Origin of the sequence: Pseudomonas sp. NPDC008258 (assembly GCF_042956345.1) — a bacterium.
GTDB lineage: Bacteria > Pseudomonadota > Gammaproteobacteria > Pseudomonadales > Pseudomonadaceae > Aquipseudomonas.
Map to the genome: position 1 here is coordinate 42,317 of NZ_JBIBGE010000032.1, position 16,451 is coordinate 58,767.

Here is a 16,451-nt window from a genome sequence, read left to right on the forward strand (position 1 = left end):
CCCACAGGGGTATCACAGGGCCTGAGGGCGGCACTGTACCTGTGGGAGCTGGCTTGCCGGCGATAGGGCCAATGCAGGCGACACCGATCTCTGGCTACGCCGCCAACCGGCCGCTGGCAATCGCCTCCGACGCCGCCAGCATCGCCCGCAGCAACACCGCACACCCTGCCGCCAGGTCACCGGGCGTGGCGTTCTCGATCTCGTTATGGCTGATGCCGTTCTCGCATGGCACGAATATCATCCCCGCCGGCCCCAGTTCGGCAAGGAAAATTGCGTCATGCCCCGCGCCGCTGACGATGTCCATGTGCGGCAAGCCCAGTGCCTGCGCCGAAGCGCGCACGGCATCGACACAGCCTTTGTCGAAGTACAGCGCCGGGAAGTCTGCCGTGGGCACCAGTTCGTGGCTCAGGCCGTGCCTGGCACAGGTCGCCTCGATCACCCCGCGCACCTCGGCAATCATCGCATTCAGTTGTTCACCTTCCAGGTGGCGGAAGTCGAGGGTCATGCGCACCTCGCCTGGGATCACGTTGCGCGAGCCCGGATAGGCTTGCAGGCAACCTACCGTGCCGCAGGCATGGGGCTGATGGCCGAGGGCGGTACGGTTGACCGCCTCCACCACGGCGGCCGCGCCGACCAGCGCGTCCTTGCGCAGGTGCATGGGCGTCGGGCCGGCGTGGGCTTCGACGCCGCGCAAGGTCAGGTCGAACCATTTCTGGCCCAGCGCGCCAAGTACAACGCCAATGGTCTTGGCCTGGTCCTCAAGGATCGGCCCCTGCTCGATATGCGCCTCGAAATACGCACCCACCGCATGGCCGAGTACTGCACGCGGGCCGGCGTAACCGATGGCGTTCAAGGCCTCGCCAACGCTCACGCCCTGGGCATCACGCTTGGCCAGGGTTTCCGCCAGGGTAAACTTGCCGGCGAACACCCCCGACCCCATCATGCAGGGCGCAAAACGCGAACCTTCTTCGTTGGTCCATACCACCACTTCCAGCGGCGCCTCGGTTTCCACGCCCAGGTCGTTGAGGGTGCGGATCACCTCCAGCCCGGCCATCACCCCGAAACAGCCATCGAACTTGCCGCCCGTGGGCTGGGTGTCGATATGGCTGCCGGTCATTACCGGCGGCAGTTTGGGATTACGCCCGGGGCGGCGTGCGAAGATATTGCCGACGGCGTCGATGCTGACCGTGCAACCGGCGGCCTCACACCACTGCACGAACAGGTCGCGGGCCTGGCGGTCGAGGTCGGTCAGGGCCAGGCGGCACACACCCCCCTTGGCGGTGGCGCCGAGGCGGGCCAGGTCCATCAGCGATTGCCACAGGCGGTTGCTGTCGACGTGATGGGCAGTGGTCTTCAGGATGTCTTGAACTGGAGTCACGGGTTTCTCCTTCAGGCTTTCTTGTTGTCTGTGCGGGCCTCTTCGCGGGCATGCCCGCTCCCACAGGAACTCCACATTTCTGTGGGAGCGGGCGAGCCCGCGAAGAAGCAGGCGCGGTGTCAGGGCAAGGGCTTGGCCAGCCGCGCAGGGTTGCGAGCCGCCACATTGGCGAAGACGTAGTACAGCCCGCCGCCCAGCAGCGAACCGGTAAACCAGCCATAGTCGTAGAACCAGCTGAAGCTGCTGTTGCCAATGGCCATCACGGTCAGCGCCACCGGCAAGGCAAATGCAGCAAAACCGGCCCAGTTCCACGCCGGGTACACGTCATCACGGTACAACCCGGCCAGGTCCAGCTGCTGCCGACGGATCACGAAGTAATCCACCACCATGATCCCGGCAATCGGCCCGAGCAAGCTGGAGTAACCGAGCAACCAGTTGGAATACACGCTCTCCAGGCTCAGGTCGGAGACAATCCAGCCCAGCTTCTTCAACAACTCATGGCCCATCAGCGCCAGGCCGATGAAACCGGTCAACCACACCGCCCGGCTGCGCCCGATCAGGCGTGGGGCAATGTTCTGGAAGTCGTTGGTTGGCGACACGATGTTCGCTGCGGTGTTGGTCGACAGCGTGGCGATCACGATCAGCGCCATGGCCAAGGCCACCCAGAACGGGCTGTGGATCTTGCCGATCAGGCTGACCGGGTCGGATACCGTCTCACCCACCAGCGACGCCGAGGCAGCAGTCAGCACCACACCCAGCGAAGCGAACAGGAACATGGTCAATGGCAGGCCGAAGATCTGCCCGAGAATCTGGTCCTTCTGGCTGCGGGCATAACGGCTGAAGTCGGGAATGTTCAGCGACAACGTGGCCCAGAAGCCGACCATGGCCGTAAGCCCTGCGCAGAAGTAGCTGACCACGCTCGCCCCTTCCGGCCGTTTGGGTGGCTGGGCCAGCAGTTCGGTCATCGACATGTGCGGCAAGGCCCAGAACAGCAGGCCGACGCCCACCGCCACCAACAACGGTGCTGACAGCGTTTCCAGCCACTTGATCGACTCGGCACCGCGCAGCACCACCCAGAGGTTCAGGCACCAGAAAATCATGAACCCGATCACCTCGCCGGTACCGCCCAATGCCTTCCAGCCATCGAACACCGAGCCCAGGAACAGGTGGATGGCCAGCCCGCCGAACATGGTCTGGATACCGAACCAGCCACAGGCAACCACCGCGCGGATCAGGCACGGTACGTTGGAGCCGAGGATGCCGAACGACGAACGCAGCAACACCGGGAACGGGATGCCGTACTTGGTGCCGGGGAAGGCGTTGAGGGTAAGCGGGATCAGCACGATCACGTTGGCCAGCAGGATCGCCAGCAACGCTTCCCCGACGCTGAGGCCGAAGTAGGCGGTAAGCACGCCGCCGAGGGTGTAGGTGGGTACGCAGATGGACATGCCCACCCACAGGGCGGTGATGTGCCACTTGTTCCAGGTACGCTGGTGCACCTTGGTCGGTGCGATGTCGTGGTTGTAGCGCGGGCTGTCGAGGACATCACTGCCCTCGGCCAGCTCGAACAGGCCATCCTGCTCGACCACTTCCGATCTGCTCTGTTGCATGGGCCTTTCTCCAGACTTTCTTGTAGTTGTTTGCTCATCGGGCTAATTCGATGGCCGGAGTACACACGCGTATTTGTGCTTAGAAATCTTGACCAGAATTTCATCTTGTCAAGTCAGTCAATAACCGTTGAAAGCCCCGTAGTCAGCAGGTCTTCAAAAATTAGTCTTTTAATATCAACTAGTTAATGACCACAAAATTTATAGGAAAATTTTCTTGATGATTTCCTGATCAGCATCTAGCCTCGAATCTTGTCAGGCCTGACAGGATTAACCGCCCTGCCCGCCCTGCGAACCAGACAATTCCAAGAACCGGCCAAGAGACCGGTCAGCCTGCGAGGAAAACGGCATGTCCCTGTTGATCCGTGGCGCCACCGTGGTTACCCACGAAGAGAGTTACCCCGCCGATGTCCTGTGTGCCGATGGCCTGATCCGCGCCATCGGGCAAAACCTTGAACCCCCGACCGACTGCGAGATCCTCGACGGCAGTGGCCAGTACCTGATGCCCGGCGGCATCGACCCGCACACCCACATGCAATTGCCGTTCATGGGCACCGTGGCCAGCGAGGACTTCTTCAGCGGCACCGCTGCGGGCCTGGCCGGCGGTACTACGTCGATCATCGACTTCGTCATCCCCAACCCGCAGCAGTCGTTGCTGGAGGCCTTCCACACCTGGCGCGGCTGGGCACAGAAAAGCGCCAGCGACTACGGTTTCCACGTTGCCATCACCTGGTGGAGCGAGCAGGTGGCCGAGGAAATGGGCGAACTGGTGGCCAAGCATGGGGTGAACAGTTTCAAGCACTTCATGGCCTACAAGAACGCCATCATGGCCGCCGACGATACACTTGTGGCCAGCTTCGAGCGCTGCCTGCAACTGGGTGCGGTGCCCACCGTGCATGCCGAGAACGGCGAACTGGTGTATCACCTGCAAAAGAAACTGCTGGCCCAAGGCCTGACCGGGCCAGAAGCACACCCGCTTTCGCGCCCTTCGCAAGTGGAAGGTGAAGCGGCCAGCCGCGCCATCCGCATTGCCGAAACCATTGGCACGCCGCTGTATGTCGTGCACATTTCCAGCCGGGAAGCACTGGACGAAATCACCTATGCGCGGGCCAAGGGCCAGCCGGTCTACGGCGAAGTCCTGCCCGGCCACCTGCTACTGGACGACAGCGTCTACCGCGACCCGGACTGGGCCACTGCCGCCGGCTACGTGATGAGCCCGCCGTTCCGCCCGCGGGAACACCAGGAGGCACTGTGGCGTGGCCTGCAATCGGGCAACCTGCACACCACCGCCACCGACCATTGCTGCTTCTGCGCCGAGCAGAAAGCCATGGGGCGCAGCGACTTCAGCCGCATACCCAACGGCACTGCGGGCATCGAGGACCGCATGGCGGTGCTGTGGGATGCAGGGGTGAACAGTGGGCGCCTGTCGATGCATGAGTTCGTTGCGCTGACGTCTACCAACACGGCGAAAATCTTCAACCTGTTCCCGCGCAAGGGCGCCATCCGCGTTGGTGCCGATGCCGACCTGGTGCTGTGGGACCCGCAGGGCACCCGCACGATCTCGGCCCAGACCCACCACCAACGTGTGGACTTCAACATCTTCGAAGGCCGCACCGTGCGCGGCATCCCCAGCCACACCATCAGCCAGGGCAAGGTGCTCTGGGCCGATGGCGACCTGCGCGCCGAAGCGGGCGCGGGGCGGTATGTGGAGCGGCCGGCGTATCCGTCGGTGTATGAGGTGTTGGGGCGTCGGGCCGAGCAGCAGCGCCCGACGCCTGTCCAGCGTTAAGGCCATGGGGCCGCTGTGCGGCCCAATCGCGACACAAGGCCGCTCCCACAAAAAGCAAAAGCCGCGTTCCCCTGTGGGAGCGGCCTTGTGTCGCGATGGGCCGTGCAGCGGCCCCCGAACCCACCGCAACACCTGTCGCCTGCACCATAAAAAATAGAGAGGCTACAACCGTGATCGACGCCCTGAACCACTTGCCGCGCCCCCGGGCCGGTGCCGACCAGTTGGCCGAGCGCTTCAGCGACCTGGCCCCACCCCTCACCGCTCGCCAGGCCGCCGTGGAAAGCGCACGCTGCCTGTATTGCTACGACGCCCCCTGCGTGAACGCGTGCCCCAGCGATATCGACATTCCCTCGTTCATCCACCGCATCAGCGACGAAAACCTGCAAGGCGCCGCCGAACGCATCCTCTCGGCCAACATCCTTGGCGGCAGCTGCGCCCGCGTGTGCCCCACGGAAATCCTCTGCCAGCAGGCCTGCGTGCGCAACAACGCACAGGAATGCGCACCGGTACTGATCGGCCAACTGCAACGCTATGCCCTGGACAACGCCCACTTCACCGAACACCCGTTCAAGCGCTCACCCGCCACCGGCAAGCGCATCGCGGTTGTCGGCGCCGGCCCTGCCGGGCTGTCCTGCGCCCACCGGCTGGCCATGCACGGGCATGACGTGGTGGTTTTCGAGGCCAGCGAAAAGGCTGGCGGCCTCAACGAATATGGCATCGCCCGCTACAAGCTGGTCGACGACTACGCCCAGCGTGAGGTGGAGTTCCTGCTGGGCATCGGCGGCATCGAGGTTCGCCATGGCCAACGCCTGGGCGGCAACCTCAGCCTGGGCGAACTGCGCGACCAGTACGACGCGGTGTTCCTCGGCCTCGGCCTGAATGCCGTGCGCCAGCTGGGCCTGCCCGATGAAGAAGCCCCCGGCCTGCTCGCCGCCACCGCGTACATTCGCGAGCTGCGCCAGGCCGACGACCTTGGCCAACTGCCGCTGGCCGACCGCTGCCTGGTGATCGGCGCCGGCAACACGGCCATCGACATGGCAGTGCAGATGAGCCGCCTGGGGGCGCGCGACGTCAACCTGGTGTACCGCCGCGGTCACGCCGACATGGGTGCCACCGGCCACGAGCAGGACATCGCCAAGGCCAACCAGGTCCGCCTGCACACCTGGGCGCGCCCCGATGCCGTGCTGCTGGATGACGCCGGCAAGGTACGCGGCATGCGCTTTGCCCGCACCGAGCTGGCCGACGGCCGCCTGCGTGATATCGGCGAAACGTTCGAGCTGGCCGCCGATGCCATCTTCAAGGCCATCGGCCAACGCTTCGACGATGCCAGCCTCGGCGACCCGGTGGCTGCGCAACTGGCCCGCGAGGGTGAGCGCATCCGCGTGGACGAAACCCTGCAAACCAGCCTGCCGGGCGTGTATGCCGGCGGCGACTGCACCGCCTTGGGCCAGGACCTTACCGTCCAGGCCGTACAGCACGGCAAGCTGGCCGCCGAAGCCATCCATGCCCGACTCATGCTCAACGTGGAGGCAGCGTAAATGGCCGATTTGTCTATCGTGTTTGCCGGCATCAAGGCACCCAATCCGTTCTGGCTGGCTTCTGCGCCGCCCACCGACAAAGCCTACAACGTGGTCCGCGCCTTCGAGGCCGGCTGGGGTGGCGTGGTCTGGAAAACCCTGGGCGAAGACCCGGCGGCGGTCAACGTGTCGTCGCGCTACTCGGCGCACTATGGCGCCAACCGTCAGGTACAGGGCATCAACAACATCGAGCTGATCACCGACCGTTCGCTGGACATCAACCTGCGCGAAATCACCCAGGTGAAGAAGGACTGGCCTGACCGTGCACTGATCGTGTCGCTGATGGTGCCGTGCGTGGAGGACTCGTGGAAGTTCATCCTGCCGCTGGTGGAGGCCACCGGGGCCGACGGCATCGAGCTCAACTTCGGCTGCCCGCACGGCATGCCGGAACGCGGCATGGGCGCGGCGGTTGGCCAGGTGCCGGAATACGTGGAACTGGTTACCCGCTGGTGCAAGACGTACTGCTCGCTGCCGGTGATCGTGAAGCTGACACCGAACATCACCGACATCCGCCAGTCGGCACGTGCCGCGCACCGGGGCGGGGCCGATGCGGTGTCGTTGATCAATACCATCAACTCCATCACCAGCGTCGACCTGGACCGCATGGTGGCCCACCCCATCGTGGGCGACCAGAGTACCCACGGTGGTTACTGCGGGTCTGCGGTGAAACCGATTGCCCTGAACATGGTGGCGGAAATCGCCCGCGACCCGCAAACACGCGGCTTGCCGATCTGCGGCATTGGCGGCATCGGCAACTGGCGTGATGCGGCGGAGTTCATGGCCCTGGGCAGCGGTGCCGTACAGGTGTGCACGGCGGCGATGCTGCACGGGTTCCGCATTGTCGAGGACATGAAAGATGGCCTGGCGCGCTGGATGGACCAGCACGGGCACGTCAACATCGAAGCATTTCGCGGGCAGGCGGTGGGGCATACCACCGACTGGAAGTACCTGGACATCAACTATAAGTCGGTGGCGCATATCGACCAGGACGCGTGCATTGGTTGCGGGCGTTGCCACATTGCCTGCGAAGACACTTCGCACCAGGCCATTGCCAGCACGCTGAAGCCTGACGGCACGCATGCCTACAGCGTGATCGAAGAGGAATGCGTGGGCTGCAACCTGTGCCAGATCACCTGCCCGGTGGAAAGCTGCATCGAGATGGAGGCGCAGGATACCGGCAAGCCTTACCTGAACTGGACGCAGGATCCGCGCAACCCCTATCGCGAGGCCAGTTGAGGCATTGGGGCTGCTGCGCAGCCCTTCGCGGGCACGCCCGCTCCCACAGGGACCGCGCCGCTCATGAGGGCAACGCAGAACCTGTGGGAGCGGGCGTGCCCGCGAAGGGCTGCGCAGCGGCCCCCTTTCCGGACTCAGGGCTCCAGCCCGATCCCCCGCAAGATCACACTGGTCACTGTCTGCACCGCACTCTCGAATGCCATGTCCGACAGCACCTCGCCGCCGTTGAGCAGCTGCACCTGGTAACCGAAGTCGGCATAGTGCTGGGTCGAGGCCCAGATCATGTACAGCAACGCCGACGGCTCCACCGGCAGGATGCGCCCCTCCTCCACCCAGCGGCGGATTTTGGCTTCCTTCAGTTGTGCCCAGGGCACCAGGCTTTCATCCAGGCTCACCCCCAGCACTGGCGCCCCGTGCAGCATCTCTTCGGCCCAGATTTTCGAGCCCAGTGGCCGCGAACGCGAATGCCCCATCTTCGCCCGGATGTAACTGGTCAGCACCACGCGCGGGTCGTCGAAGTTCTCGAAGCACAGCGCGTCCTGCTTCCACACATCCAGCAGGTCTTGCAGCACCGCGCGGAACAGGTCGTCCTTGGTGCTGAAGTAATAATGCAGGTTGGAGCGCGGTAACTCGGCCTGTTCGGCAATATCGCCCATGGACGTAGCGCCGTAGCCTTTCTCGGCGAACACCTTTTCTGCCGCCTGCAGGATCTTCTGGATATTGCGCCGGCGGATTTCGATCTTGTGGTTGGCCATCAGGCTTGAGCCGTCCACACCGCCAGTTCATAGCCGTCCGGGTCGATGAAATGGAAACGCCGCCCGCCGGGGAAGGCGAAGGTCGCCCGGCTGATTTTCGCCCCCGCGGCCTCGATTCGCTGCTGGGTGGCCTCTAGGTCGTCGGCGTACAAAATGACCAGCGGCCCACCTGGGCGCACCGGCTCACCCGTGGTGAAGCCCCCGGTCAGGCGACCATCGCTGAACTCGGTGTAGGTGGGCCCGTAATCGGTGAACGCCCAGCCGAACACGCTGCCATAGAAGGCCTTGCTCCGTGCGATGTCGCTGACATTGAACTCGATGTTGTCGATTTGCCGATCACTACCGCGAATGCCCATGTGTGCTCCGTGCCGAATGGTGTTTGACCTAGTCTACTCCGGTATTTTCAGAGTTTTTTATCAGGCGGCTTGAAACAGCCGGGCGATTACAGGTTGCTGGCGGTGGCGTGCCTGCCAGATATCGTAGTCGGCCTGAATGGCCAGCCAGAGACGAGCGGTGCTGATGCCCGCCATCTCAAGACGCACGGCCAGGTCCGGAGAAATCGCCGCGCGGCCATGCAGTACCCGGGAAAGCGCTTCGCGGGAGAACCCCAGGTGCGCAGCGAAGGCTTTCACCGTCAGGCCAAGCGCTGGCAGCACATCTTCGCGCAAGGTTTCGCCTGGATGTGGCGGATTGTGCAAAGGCATTATCAGCTCTCCTTCTCAGTGGTAATCAAGGTAATCGACCAGTTCGACATCGGAACCCACGAAGCGAAAGATCAACCTCCAGTTGCCGGACACACTGACTGACCAGAAGTCCGATAACGCGCCCTTGAGCGGATGCAGCTGCCAGCCAGGAACGACCAGATCCTGCGCAGCCATGGCGCGCTCAAGAAATTGAAGTTGCCGTTTCAAGCGCTTTGAGTGCGCTGCCTGGATCCCTCGGGTGTTGCCCGTTTCATGAAAAACTCGCAGTCCCTTGTGTCGAAAACTGATGATCATGGGTAACTCGCCGCATCCATTTGGGAGACGAATCAAGTGTGACCCCATGCATCACACTAAGCAAAGTATCATATGTGACGCGATGCGTCACACAAAGAATATGAGACAGCGGCTTGTCTACCCACAACTCGCCCGATCACGCACCGGGCACTGTGCCCGGTGCAGGTTCAGCGCGGTGTTGATGATGCCGATATGGCTGAACGCCTGGGGGTAGTTGCCAAGCATGCGCTTGCCGGCCGGGTCGTACTGTTCGGCCAGCAGGCCAAGGTCGTTGCACAGGCCGGTCAGGCGTTCGTACATGGCCTGCGCTTGTTCCTGGCGGCCCAGCAGTACGTAGACATCGGCCAGCCAGAACGAACACACCAGGAAGGTGCCCTCGCCCGGGGTCAGGCCGTCGCTGCAACTGTCGCTGTCGTAGCGCAGCAGCAGGCCGTTTTTCACAAGGCGCTGTTCGACCTGCTCCAGCGTACGCAGGAAGCGCGGGTCTTCGGCAGGCAGGAAGCCGGTCAGGGCGATCTGCAACAAGCTGGCGTCCATCTCGGTCGAGCCATAGGCCTGGACGAAGAACTGGCCGCTGCTGTCCAGGCCGTGCTCGCAGACTTCGCGGTGAATTTCATCCGCCACCTGGCGGTAGTGCCGCCCGCGCTCACGGCCTTCTTCGGTGGTATCGGCCAGCCCTGCGGCACGGTCAAACGCCACCCAGGCCATGACCTTGGAATGCACGAACTGCTGCCGCCCACCGCGCACTTCCCAGATGCCTTCGTCCGGCTCGCGCCAGATGCGCTCGACGTAGGGCAGGATCAAGCGGGAGATGGCGGCGCTTCGCGGGTGGCGTGGCAAACCACCCTTGATTGCCTGGGTCATGGCATCGGCCAGCTCGCCGTAGATGTCCAACTGCACCTGCTGCGATGCGGCGTTGCCGACCCGTACGGGTTGCGAATGCTCGTAGCCCGCCAGCCAAGGCAACGTGTATTCCTGCAAGTCGCGCTCGCCGGCCAGGCCGTACATGATCTGCATCTGTTCCGGGTTACCGGCCACCGAGCGCAGCAGCCATTCGCGCCAGGCCTGGGCCTCGTCGAAGTAGCCGAGGTTCATGAACGCCAGCAAGGTCATGGTGGCGTCGCGCAGCCAGCAGAAGCGGTAGTCCCAGTTACGCTCCCCACCCACGCGCTCGGGCAGCGAGGTGGTCACAGCGGCAACGATGCCGCCGGTAGGCGCATAGGTCATGGCCTTGAGGGTAAGCAACGAACGGCGCACCAAGGGGGTATAGGGACCTACCTGCGGACAGCGGGCAGCGAAGGCCTGCCATTGCTCGACGGTTTGGACAAAGGCCTGGTCGATCTCGCAGTCGGGGTGCAGCGGCAGGTGCGAGGCCTGGTGGCGCAGGCTGAAGACCTGGCGCTCACCCGCGCCGACGCGAAAGCGCGCAACGGTATGGTGGTCGAGGGCATGCGGGGGCACCGTGCTGCAGAGGATCAGCCGGTCGGGGCCGGCAACGGCGCTGAGGGTCAGTGGGTCGAGGCGCTCCACCCAGGGCACACTGCGGCCGTAGTCGAAGCGCATGACCAGGTCCATTTCAAAATTGGTTTCGCCACTGAGACCTTCGACGATGCGGACCACTGAGTTGACCTCGCCCAGTGGCATGAAATCGAGTACCCGGGCGCGGCCGGTGGCGGTGACCCAGGTGGTTTCCAGTACCAGGGTATCGTCCAGGTACTGGCGGCTGCTGTGTTCGACCGGGTCGCAAGGGGCCAGGCGCCAGCGGCCGTTTTCTTCATTGCCCAGCAGGGCGGCGAATACGGCGGGGGCGTCGAAGCGTGGCAGGCACAGCCAGTCAATGGAGCCATCGCGGCTGACCAGGGCGGCGCTGCGGCAGTTGCCTAGCAGGGCGTAGTCTTCTATGTGGGCGGGCATCGGGCCTCCTTAGTGTGGTTGCCTGTGCTGGCCTCTTCGCGGGCTTGCCCGCTCCCACAAGTTCAGCAGCGGCCTTGAACCTGCGCCATCCTGTGGGAGCGGGCAAGCCCGCGAAAGGGCCGGTACAGGCTTGCAAACCTCTCACCCCAACCGGTGCCACTCGCGCTTGTCCCGGGCCAGCAGTTCATTGCCAGCCTCGGGCCCGTCTTCACCGGCCGGGTACTCATGCACTTCTCCCCCTTGCGCCCAAGCGTCGAGGAACGGCTGCACCGCTCGCCAGCCGTTCTCGATATTGTCGGCCCGCTGGAACAGGGTCTGGTCACCGGTCAGGCAGTCGTAGATCAGCGTTTCATAACCGGTCGCCGGGGTCATCTTGAAGAAGTCCTTGTAGGCAAAGCCCAGCTCCACATTTTCCATTACCAACTCCGGCCCTGGCCGCTTGGCCTGCAGGTCGAACCACATGCCCTCGTTGGGCTGAATCTGGATTTTCAGGTAGTTGGGCTTGGGCCGCTCCAGCTCCGACTCGCGGAACTGCGCATATGGTGCAGGCTTGAAGCAGATGGCGATCTCGGTGTCGCGCACGCTCATGCGCTTGCCGGTGCGCAGGTAGAACGGCACGCCGGCCCAGCGCCAGTTGTCGATCATCACCTTCAACGCCACGTAGGTTTCGGTCTGGCTGTCTGGGGCGACGTTGGCCTCCTGCCGGTAGCCGGGCAACTGCTTGCGCCCCTGCTTGCCGGCGCTGTACTGGCCACGCACGGAGTTTTTCAGGGCCATTTTCGCCGACCATGGGCGAATGGCACCGACCACCTTGGCCTTTTCGCCACGCACGGCATCGGCACCGAACGCAGCCGGCGGCTCCATGGCCACCATCGCCAGCAACTGGAACAGGTGGTTGGGCACCATGTCACGCAGGGCCCCGGTGCTGTCGTAGAACGCGCCGCGGGTTTCGACGCCGACCGTTTCCGCAGCCGTGATCTGCACGTGGTCGATGTAGTGGTTGTTCCAGAACGATTCGAACAGGCCGTTGGAGAAGCGGCTGACCAGGATGTTCTGCACCGTTTCCTTGCCCAGATAATGATCGATGCGGTAGATCTGCCGCTCACCCATCACCTTCAGCAAGCAGGCATTGAGCGCCTCGGCGCTCGCCAGGTCAGTGCCGAACGGCTTCTCGACCACCACGCGGCGAAAGCCCCCGGCGGACTCGTCGAGCAAGCCGGCCTGCCCCAGGCGCTGGGCCACTTCGGGGAAGAAACGCGGCGAGGTTGCCAGGTAGAAGATCGCATTGCCATGACTGGTCTTTTCGATACGCTTGGCGATGGCCTGATAGGTCGCCGGGTCGAGGAAATCACCCGTCTGGTAGTCCAGGCGCTTGGCCAGGCGTGCCCATAGTTTTTCGTCCAGGCATTTGGCCGAGCCTTTGTCCCGCTCGACCATGAACGCGTGCAGGCGGCCGGCAAAATCCTCGGCACTGGCCGGGTTGTGGTCAACGCCGACAATGCGCAGGTTGCGGTCCAGCAACCCGTCGCGGCTGAGGTTGTACAGCGCCGGCATCAGCAGGCGCTTGACCAGGTCACCATTGGCGCCGAACAGGAACAGGGTGCAAGGAGGGGCAGCGGGAATGGTCTGTTTGGTCATTCGGCTTTCTTCTCGACATGGCCACCAAAGCCCAGGCGCATGGCCGAGAGGATCTTGTCACCGTAAGTGCCCTGCTGCTGACGCGAGCGGAAGCGGGCAAACAGTGCACTGGACAGCACCGGTACCGGCACCGCCTGCTCCACGGCGGCGTCGATGGTCCAGCGCCCCTCGCCACTGTCAGACACCGAACCGCTGAACTGCGACAGTTGCGGGTCGGCTACCAGCGCATCGGCAGTTAGATCGAGCAGCCACGAAGTGACCACGCTGCCCCGCCGCCACACTTCAGCAATTTCGGCCACGTTCAGGTCAAAGCGCTGGTCTTCCGGCAGCTCGCTGCCACCTTTGCTGCGCAGCAGGTCAAAACCTTCGGCGTAGGCCTGCATCAGGCCGTATTCGATGCCGTTGTGCACCATTTTCACGTAGTGCCCGGCCCCCGGGGGGCCCGCGTGGATGTAGCCATGTTCGGCACGCTGGTGCTCGCCGCTACGGCCATGCGTGCGCGGGATGTCGCCAACGCCCGGTGCCAGCGCCTTGAACAGCGGCTCCAGGCGCTCGAACACGTCCTTCTCGCCGCCGATCATCATGCAGTAGCCACGGTCCAGGCCCCAGACACCACCGGAAGTGCCCACGTCCAGGTAGTGCAGGCCGCGCTTGGCCAGTTCTGCGGCGCGGCGCATGTCGTCCTTGTAGAAGGTGTTGCCGCCGTCGATGATCGCATCGCCCGGCTCCAGCAGTTCGGCCAGCTGGGCGATAGTCTGCTCGGTCGGCTCGCCCGCCGGCAGCATGACCCACACTGCACGCGGTGCCTTGAGCTTTTGTACCAGGGCACCGAGGTCGTGCGCACCCTGTGCGCCCTCGCCCTCCAGCCCGGTGATGGCCTCGCGGTTGCGGTCGTGTACCACGGTGCGATGGCCGGCGCGCATCAGGCGCCTTGCGATATTGCCGCCCATGCGGCCCAGCCCGACGATTCCCAGTTGCATGAGCCGATGCTCCCCTTTCGAAATGGATGACAACACAGTCCAGCTTTTCAGATTAGTCCAGCCTGCCGCCCGAGGGTTCAGCGACGAACGGCGAGACCACGATAAACAAAAAAGTTCCCAAGGCCTGCGAAAGAATTCAAAATGCGCCCCGCGTGAAGCGTCTACGCTTTGACTTGTCACCAGCCAAAACCGCGAGGTGTGCTCATGGGTACCTTGATGCCTGCAACCCCAACCCAGACACTCTATGTCTCCGTGCGCCGTGATGAGCTGCGTAAACTGAAAGACGAACGTGACCAGCTGCGCCAGCAGGTTGCGCAACTGAACCTGCTGCTGGCACAGCAGCGTGATGGCGAGAAAGCGATCGGCGTCTGATTTTCCCCTCCCCCAGTGGGAGTTGTAAGGCTCCCACCTTGCTTGTTTCCTGATCCTGCATTTCCAGGTCCGTCCCCTTCGCGGGCTTGCCCGCTCCCACAGTGTGTTTGCGTTGCCTGAAGCCCACACATTACCTGTGGGAGCGGGCAAGCCCGCGAAGAAGCAAACACCTCTCCAGCGCACCAACAGGGTGCACGCGCCCACTCCAGCCATATTTTGGCGCACCCGAAAAACACCCTCGGCAAACCTTTTCACATCTGGTCACATACGCCAACGTTTGCGTCTATTTCGCACATAACAATAGTGACCAGCGGGTCACCTTTTTATCACTTTCTCTCCTACACTCGGTTTTCGGCCCGCCATTTGCTCAAGGGAAGAGTGACGTAAAAAAGTCGAACTTTAAGGAAAACCGGCAGGTCAGGAATTAAGTAGGCCAAACGCATGGGACACGCCCAGCCACGGCCCACCCACCCCAACCAGTCCACTCGCCTGCGGCCGGAACGCCGACAGCGCTGTGCCTGCGCGCACGACTCAGGGGCATGGAACGCACTAGACGGATTCGAATTAGAGAGAACCAACACGATATATCGCCACGGGTGCCAGCACCCGGCCAAGCATAGGGACGGAGAGAAGTATGATCAGTGCCGCTGTCGAGCCTCACGTAGATTCATTCAACCCGGACAACCGCGAGCCGCTCACCCCGGATTTCGCCACGACAGGCAAGGCACCCGGCGCCCAGCGCCAGCACAACCCGAACATGCGCAAGATTCTGTTCGTGACCTCGGAAATCGCCGACCTGGTGAAAACCGGCGGCCTGGGCGACGTGTCCGCCGCCCTGCCGCGTGCCCTGGCCCACCTGCACGATGTGCGGGTGCTGATCCCTGGTTACCCGCAGGTGATGGAAAGCGACAACCCGATCCACATCGTCGGTGAACTGGGTGGCCACGCAGCCCTGCCGCCTTGCAAGATCGGGCGCATGGACATGGCCGACGGCCTGGTGATCTATGTGCTGATCTGCCCCGAGCTGTATCAGCGCGACGGCACACCCTATGGTGCCAACAACGGCCGCGATTGGCCCGACAACCACATCCGCTTCGCCCGCCTGGGCCTGGCCGCCGCGGAAATCGCCGCCGGTGAGGGCATGATCCACTGGAAGCCCGAAGTGGTGCACGCGCATGACTGGCCCGCGGGCCTGGCCCCGGCCTACATGCACTGGCGCGGGCTGAACACGCCCACCCTGTTCACCATCCACAACCTGGCCTACCAGGGTGTGTACAGCCGTGGTTGCAGCCCGGAACTGGCAATCCCGGACCACGCCATGCAGCAGGAAGGCATGGAGTTCTACGGCAAGCTGTCGTTCCTCAAGGCCGGCCTGGCCTATTCCAGCCACATCACCACGGTCAGCGCCACCTATGCCCGGGAAATCACCACCCCCGAATTTGGCTGCGGCCTGGACGGTTTCCTTGCCAGCAAAGCCCAGCAAGGCCTGCTTGGCGGCATCCCCAACGGTATCGACGAAAGCTGGGACTCGGCCACCGACAAGCACCTGCAACACAACTTCAGCATCAACGACTGGGAAGGCAAGGCACGCAACACCCAGGAAGTACGCGCATTGTTCAACCTCGAACCTTCCGAGGGCCCGCTGTTTGCCGTGGTTTCGCGGCTGGTCTACCAGAAGGGCCTGGACCTGACCTTGGGCGTGGCCGACTACATCGTCGAGCAAGGTGGGCAGATTGCGATCATCGGCCGTGGCGAGCCGGAAGAAGAGCAGGCCATGCGCGAACTGGCGCTGCGCCACCCGGGCCGCATCGGCGTGCGCATCGGTTTCAACGAAACCGACGCCCGGCGCATGTTTGCCGGCAGCGACTTCTTGCTGATGCCGTCGCGCTACGAGCCCTGCGGCCTCAGCCAGATGTATGCGCAGCGCTTCGGCTCACTGCCGGTGGCACGCAATACTGGCGGCCTGGCCGACACCATCGAATGTGGCGTTACCGGGTTCCTGTTCAACGAGTCCACCGTCGAGAGCTACCGTCAGGCGCTCAGCCGTGCCTTTTATGTATACGGCAAGAAAGACCTGCTGAACGCCATGCGCTGCCTGTCGATGACTCAGCCGTTCAACTGGTGCCAGGCGGTGGAACCCTATGCCCGCCTCTACGAGGACCTGGTCAAGCAGGCACAGCTGAGCCATTACTGAGCGGGGGCCAGAA

14 protein-coding genes are annotated in these 16,451 nt (G+C 63.5%); 5 read left to right on the forward strand and 9 right to left on the reverse strand.

The annotated features are described in order from the left end of the window. Positions 1–94: 94 nt before the first annotated feature. Together ACFY9W_RS22895 and ACFY9W_RS22900 are read right to left on the reverse strand one after the other, a co-directional pair. Positions 95–1,378 (reverse strand): allantoate amidohydrolase, encoded by a 1,284-nt coding sequence (locus tag ACFY9W_RS22895; RefSeq protein ID WP_391135114.1) that lies wholly within the window; start codon positions 1,376–1,378, stop codon positions 95–97. A gap of 119 nt (positions 1,379–1,497) precedes the next feature. After that, a complete protein-coding gene (locus ACFY9W_RS22900) occupies positions 1,498–2,988 on the reverse strand; it encodes a cytosine permease (protein ID WP_391135117.1) in 1,491 nt (496 codons plus the stop codon). A gap of 346 nt (positions 2,989–3,334) precedes the next feature. Between ACFY9W_RS22900 and hydA the strand changes: the two genes are divergently transcribed. From hydA to preA, 3 genes are all read left to right on the forward strand, one after another. Then, the gene (gene hydA / locus ACFY9W_RS22905; protein ID WP_391135119.1) at positions 3,335–4,774 is read left to right on the forward strand and encodes a dihydropyrimidinase; all 1,440 of its coding nucleotides are present in this window, start codon (positions 3,335–3,337) and stop codon (positions 4,772–4,774) included. A gap of 170 nt (positions 4,775–4,944) precedes the next feature. Continuing rightward, entirely contained in the window at positions 4,945–6,312 is a 1,368-nt protein-coding gene (locus ACFY9W_RS22910; protein ID WP_391135122.1) for an FAD-dependent oxidoreductase, read from the forward strand. Next, positions 6,313–7,587: an NAD-dependent dihydropyrimidine dehydrogenase subunit PreA gene (gene preA / locus ACFY9W_RS22915; RefSeq protein WP_391135125.1), complete on the forward strand. Its 1,275-nt coding sequence runs from the start codon at positions 6,313–6,315 to the stop codon at positions 7,585–7,587. A gap of 134 nt (positions 7,588–7,721) precedes the next feature. Here preA and ACFY9W_RS22920 read toward each other — a convergent pair whose 3' ends face one another. The 7 genes from ACFY9W_RS22920 to gnd all read right to left on the reverse strand — a co-directional run bounded on the left by ACFY9W_RS22920 (position 7,722) and on the right by gnd (position 14,052). After that, positions 7,722–8,342 carry a TetR family transcriptional regulator C-terminal domain-containing protein gene (locus ACFY9W_RS22920; protein ID WP_391135128.1) on the reverse strand — a complete coding sequence of 207 codons (621 nt, stop codon included), beginning with the start codon at positions 8,340–8,342 and terminating at the stop codon, positions 7,722–7,724. Next, positions 8,342–8,698, reverse strand: a complete 357-nt coding sequence (locus tag ACFY9W_RS22925; RefSeq protein ID WP_391135131.1) for a VOC family protein — start codon at positions 8,696–8,698, stop codon at positions 8,342–8,344. Before ACFY9W_RS22925 ends, ACFY9W_RS22920 begins: the two co-directional genes overlap by 1 nt. 60 nt (positions 8,699–8,758) lie before the next feature. Then, the gene (locus tag ACFY9W_RS22930) at positions 8,759–9,046 is read right to left on the reverse strand and encodes a HigA family addiction module antitoxin (protein ID WP_114171518.1); all 288 of its coding nucleotides are present in this window, start codon (positions 9,044–9,046) and stop codon (positions 8,759–8,761) included. A gap of 15 nt (positions 9,047–9,061) precedes the next feature. After that, the gene (locus tag ACFY9W_RS22935; protein WP_391135135.1) at positions 9,062–9,340 is read right to left on the reverse strand and encodes a type II toxin-antitoxin system RelE/ParE family toxin; all 279 of its coding nucleotides are present in this window, start codon (positions 9,338–9,340) and stop codon (positions 9,062–9,064) included. Between the two features lie 117 nt (positions 9,341–9,457). After that, positions 9,458–11,254: a glycoside hydrolase family 15 protein gene (locus ACFY9W_RS22940; protein WP_391135138.1), complete on the reverse strand. Its 1,797-nt coding sequence runs from the start codon at positions 11,252–11,254 to the stop codon at positions 9,458–9,460. 141 nt (positions 11,255–11,395) lie between these two features. Further along, positions 11,396–12,892, reverse strand: coding sequence for a glucose-6-phosphate dehydrogenase (gene zwf / locus ACFY9W_RS22945; protein WP_391135141.1), 1,497 nt, complete (start codon positions 12,890–12,892; stop codon positions 11,396–11,398). After that, positions 12,889–14,052 (reverse strand): phosphogluconate dehydrogenase (NAD(+)-dependent, decarboxylating), encoded by a 1,164-nt coding sequence (gene gnd / locus ACFY9W_RS22950; RefSeq protein ID WP_391135144.1) that lies wholly within the window; start codon positions 14,050–14,052, stop codon positions 12,889–12,891. Before gnd ends, zwf begins: the two co-directional genes overlap by 4 nt. A gap of 24 nt (positions 14,053–14,076) precedes the next feature. Between gnd and ACFY9W_RS22955 the strand changes: the two genes are divergently transcribed. Continuing rightward, the gene (locus ACFY9W_RS22955; RefSeq protein WP_391135147.1) at positions 14,077–14,244 is read left to right on the forward strand and encodes a DUF6026 family protein; all 168 of its coding nucleotides are present in this window, start codon (positions 14,077–14,079) and stop codon (positions 14,242–14,244) included. Between the two features lie 634 nt (positions 14,245–14,878). After that, the gene (gene glgA / locus ACFY9W_RS22960; RefSeq protein WP_391135150.1) at positions 14,879–16,438 is read left to right on the forward strand and encodes a glycogen synthase GlgA; all 1,560 of its coding nucleotides are present in this window, start codon (positions 14,879–14,881) and stop codon (positions 16,436–16,438) included. The last annotated feature ends 13 nt before the right edge of the window (positions 16,439–16,451 follow it).

What these genes read in the sequence shown, in the direction of transcription:
- ACFY9W_RS22935 (WP_391135135.1), bottom strand. Translation starts at nt 9,340, where the DNA reads ATGATCATCAGTTTTCGACACAAGGGACTGCGAGTTTTTCATGAAACG.
- ACFY9W_RS22930 (WP_114171518.1), bottom strand. Translation starts at nt 9,046, where the DNA reads ATGCCTTTGCACAATCCGCCACATCCAGGCGAAACCTTGCGCGAAGAT.
- ACFY9W_RS22900 (WP_391135117.1), bottom strand. Translation starts at nt 2,988, where the DNA reads ATGCAACAGAGCAGATCGGAAGTGGTCGAGCAGGATGGCCTGTTCGAG.
- preA (WP_391135125.1), top strand. Translation starts at nt 6,313, where the DNA reads ATGGCCGATTTGTCTATCGTGTTTGCCGGCATCAAGGCACCCAATCCG.
- ACFY9W_RS22940 (WP_391135138.1), bottom strand. Translation starts at nt 11,254, where the DNA reads ATGCCCGCCCACATAGAAGACTACGCCCTGCTAGGCAACTGCCGCAGC.
- hydA (WP_391135119.1), top strand. Translation starts at nt 3,335, where the DNA reads ATGTCCCTGTTGATCCGTGGCGCCACCGTGGTTACCCACGAAGAGAGT.
- ACFY9W_RS22955 (WP_391135147.1), top strand. Translation starts at nt 14,077, where the DNA reads ATGGGTACCTTGATGCCTGCAACCCCAACCCAGACACTCTATGTCTCC.
- ACFY9W_RS22920 (WP_391135128.1), bottom strand. Translation starts at nt 8,342, where the DNA reads ATGGCCAACCACAAGATCGAAATCCGCCGGCGCAATATCCAGAAGATC.
- zwf (WP_391135141.1), bottom strand. Translation starts at nt 12,892, where the DNA reads ATGACCAAACAGACCATTCCCGCTGCCCCTCCTTGCACCCTGTTCCTG.
- ACFY9W_RS22925 (WP_391135131.1), bottom strand. Translation starts at nt 8,698, where the DNA reads ATGGGCATTCGCGGTAGTGATCGGCAAATCGACAACATCGAGTTCAAT.
- glgA (WP_391135150.1), top strand. Translation starts at nt 14,879, where the DNA reads ATGATCAGTGCCGCTGTCGAGCCTCACGTAGATTCATTCAACCCGGAC.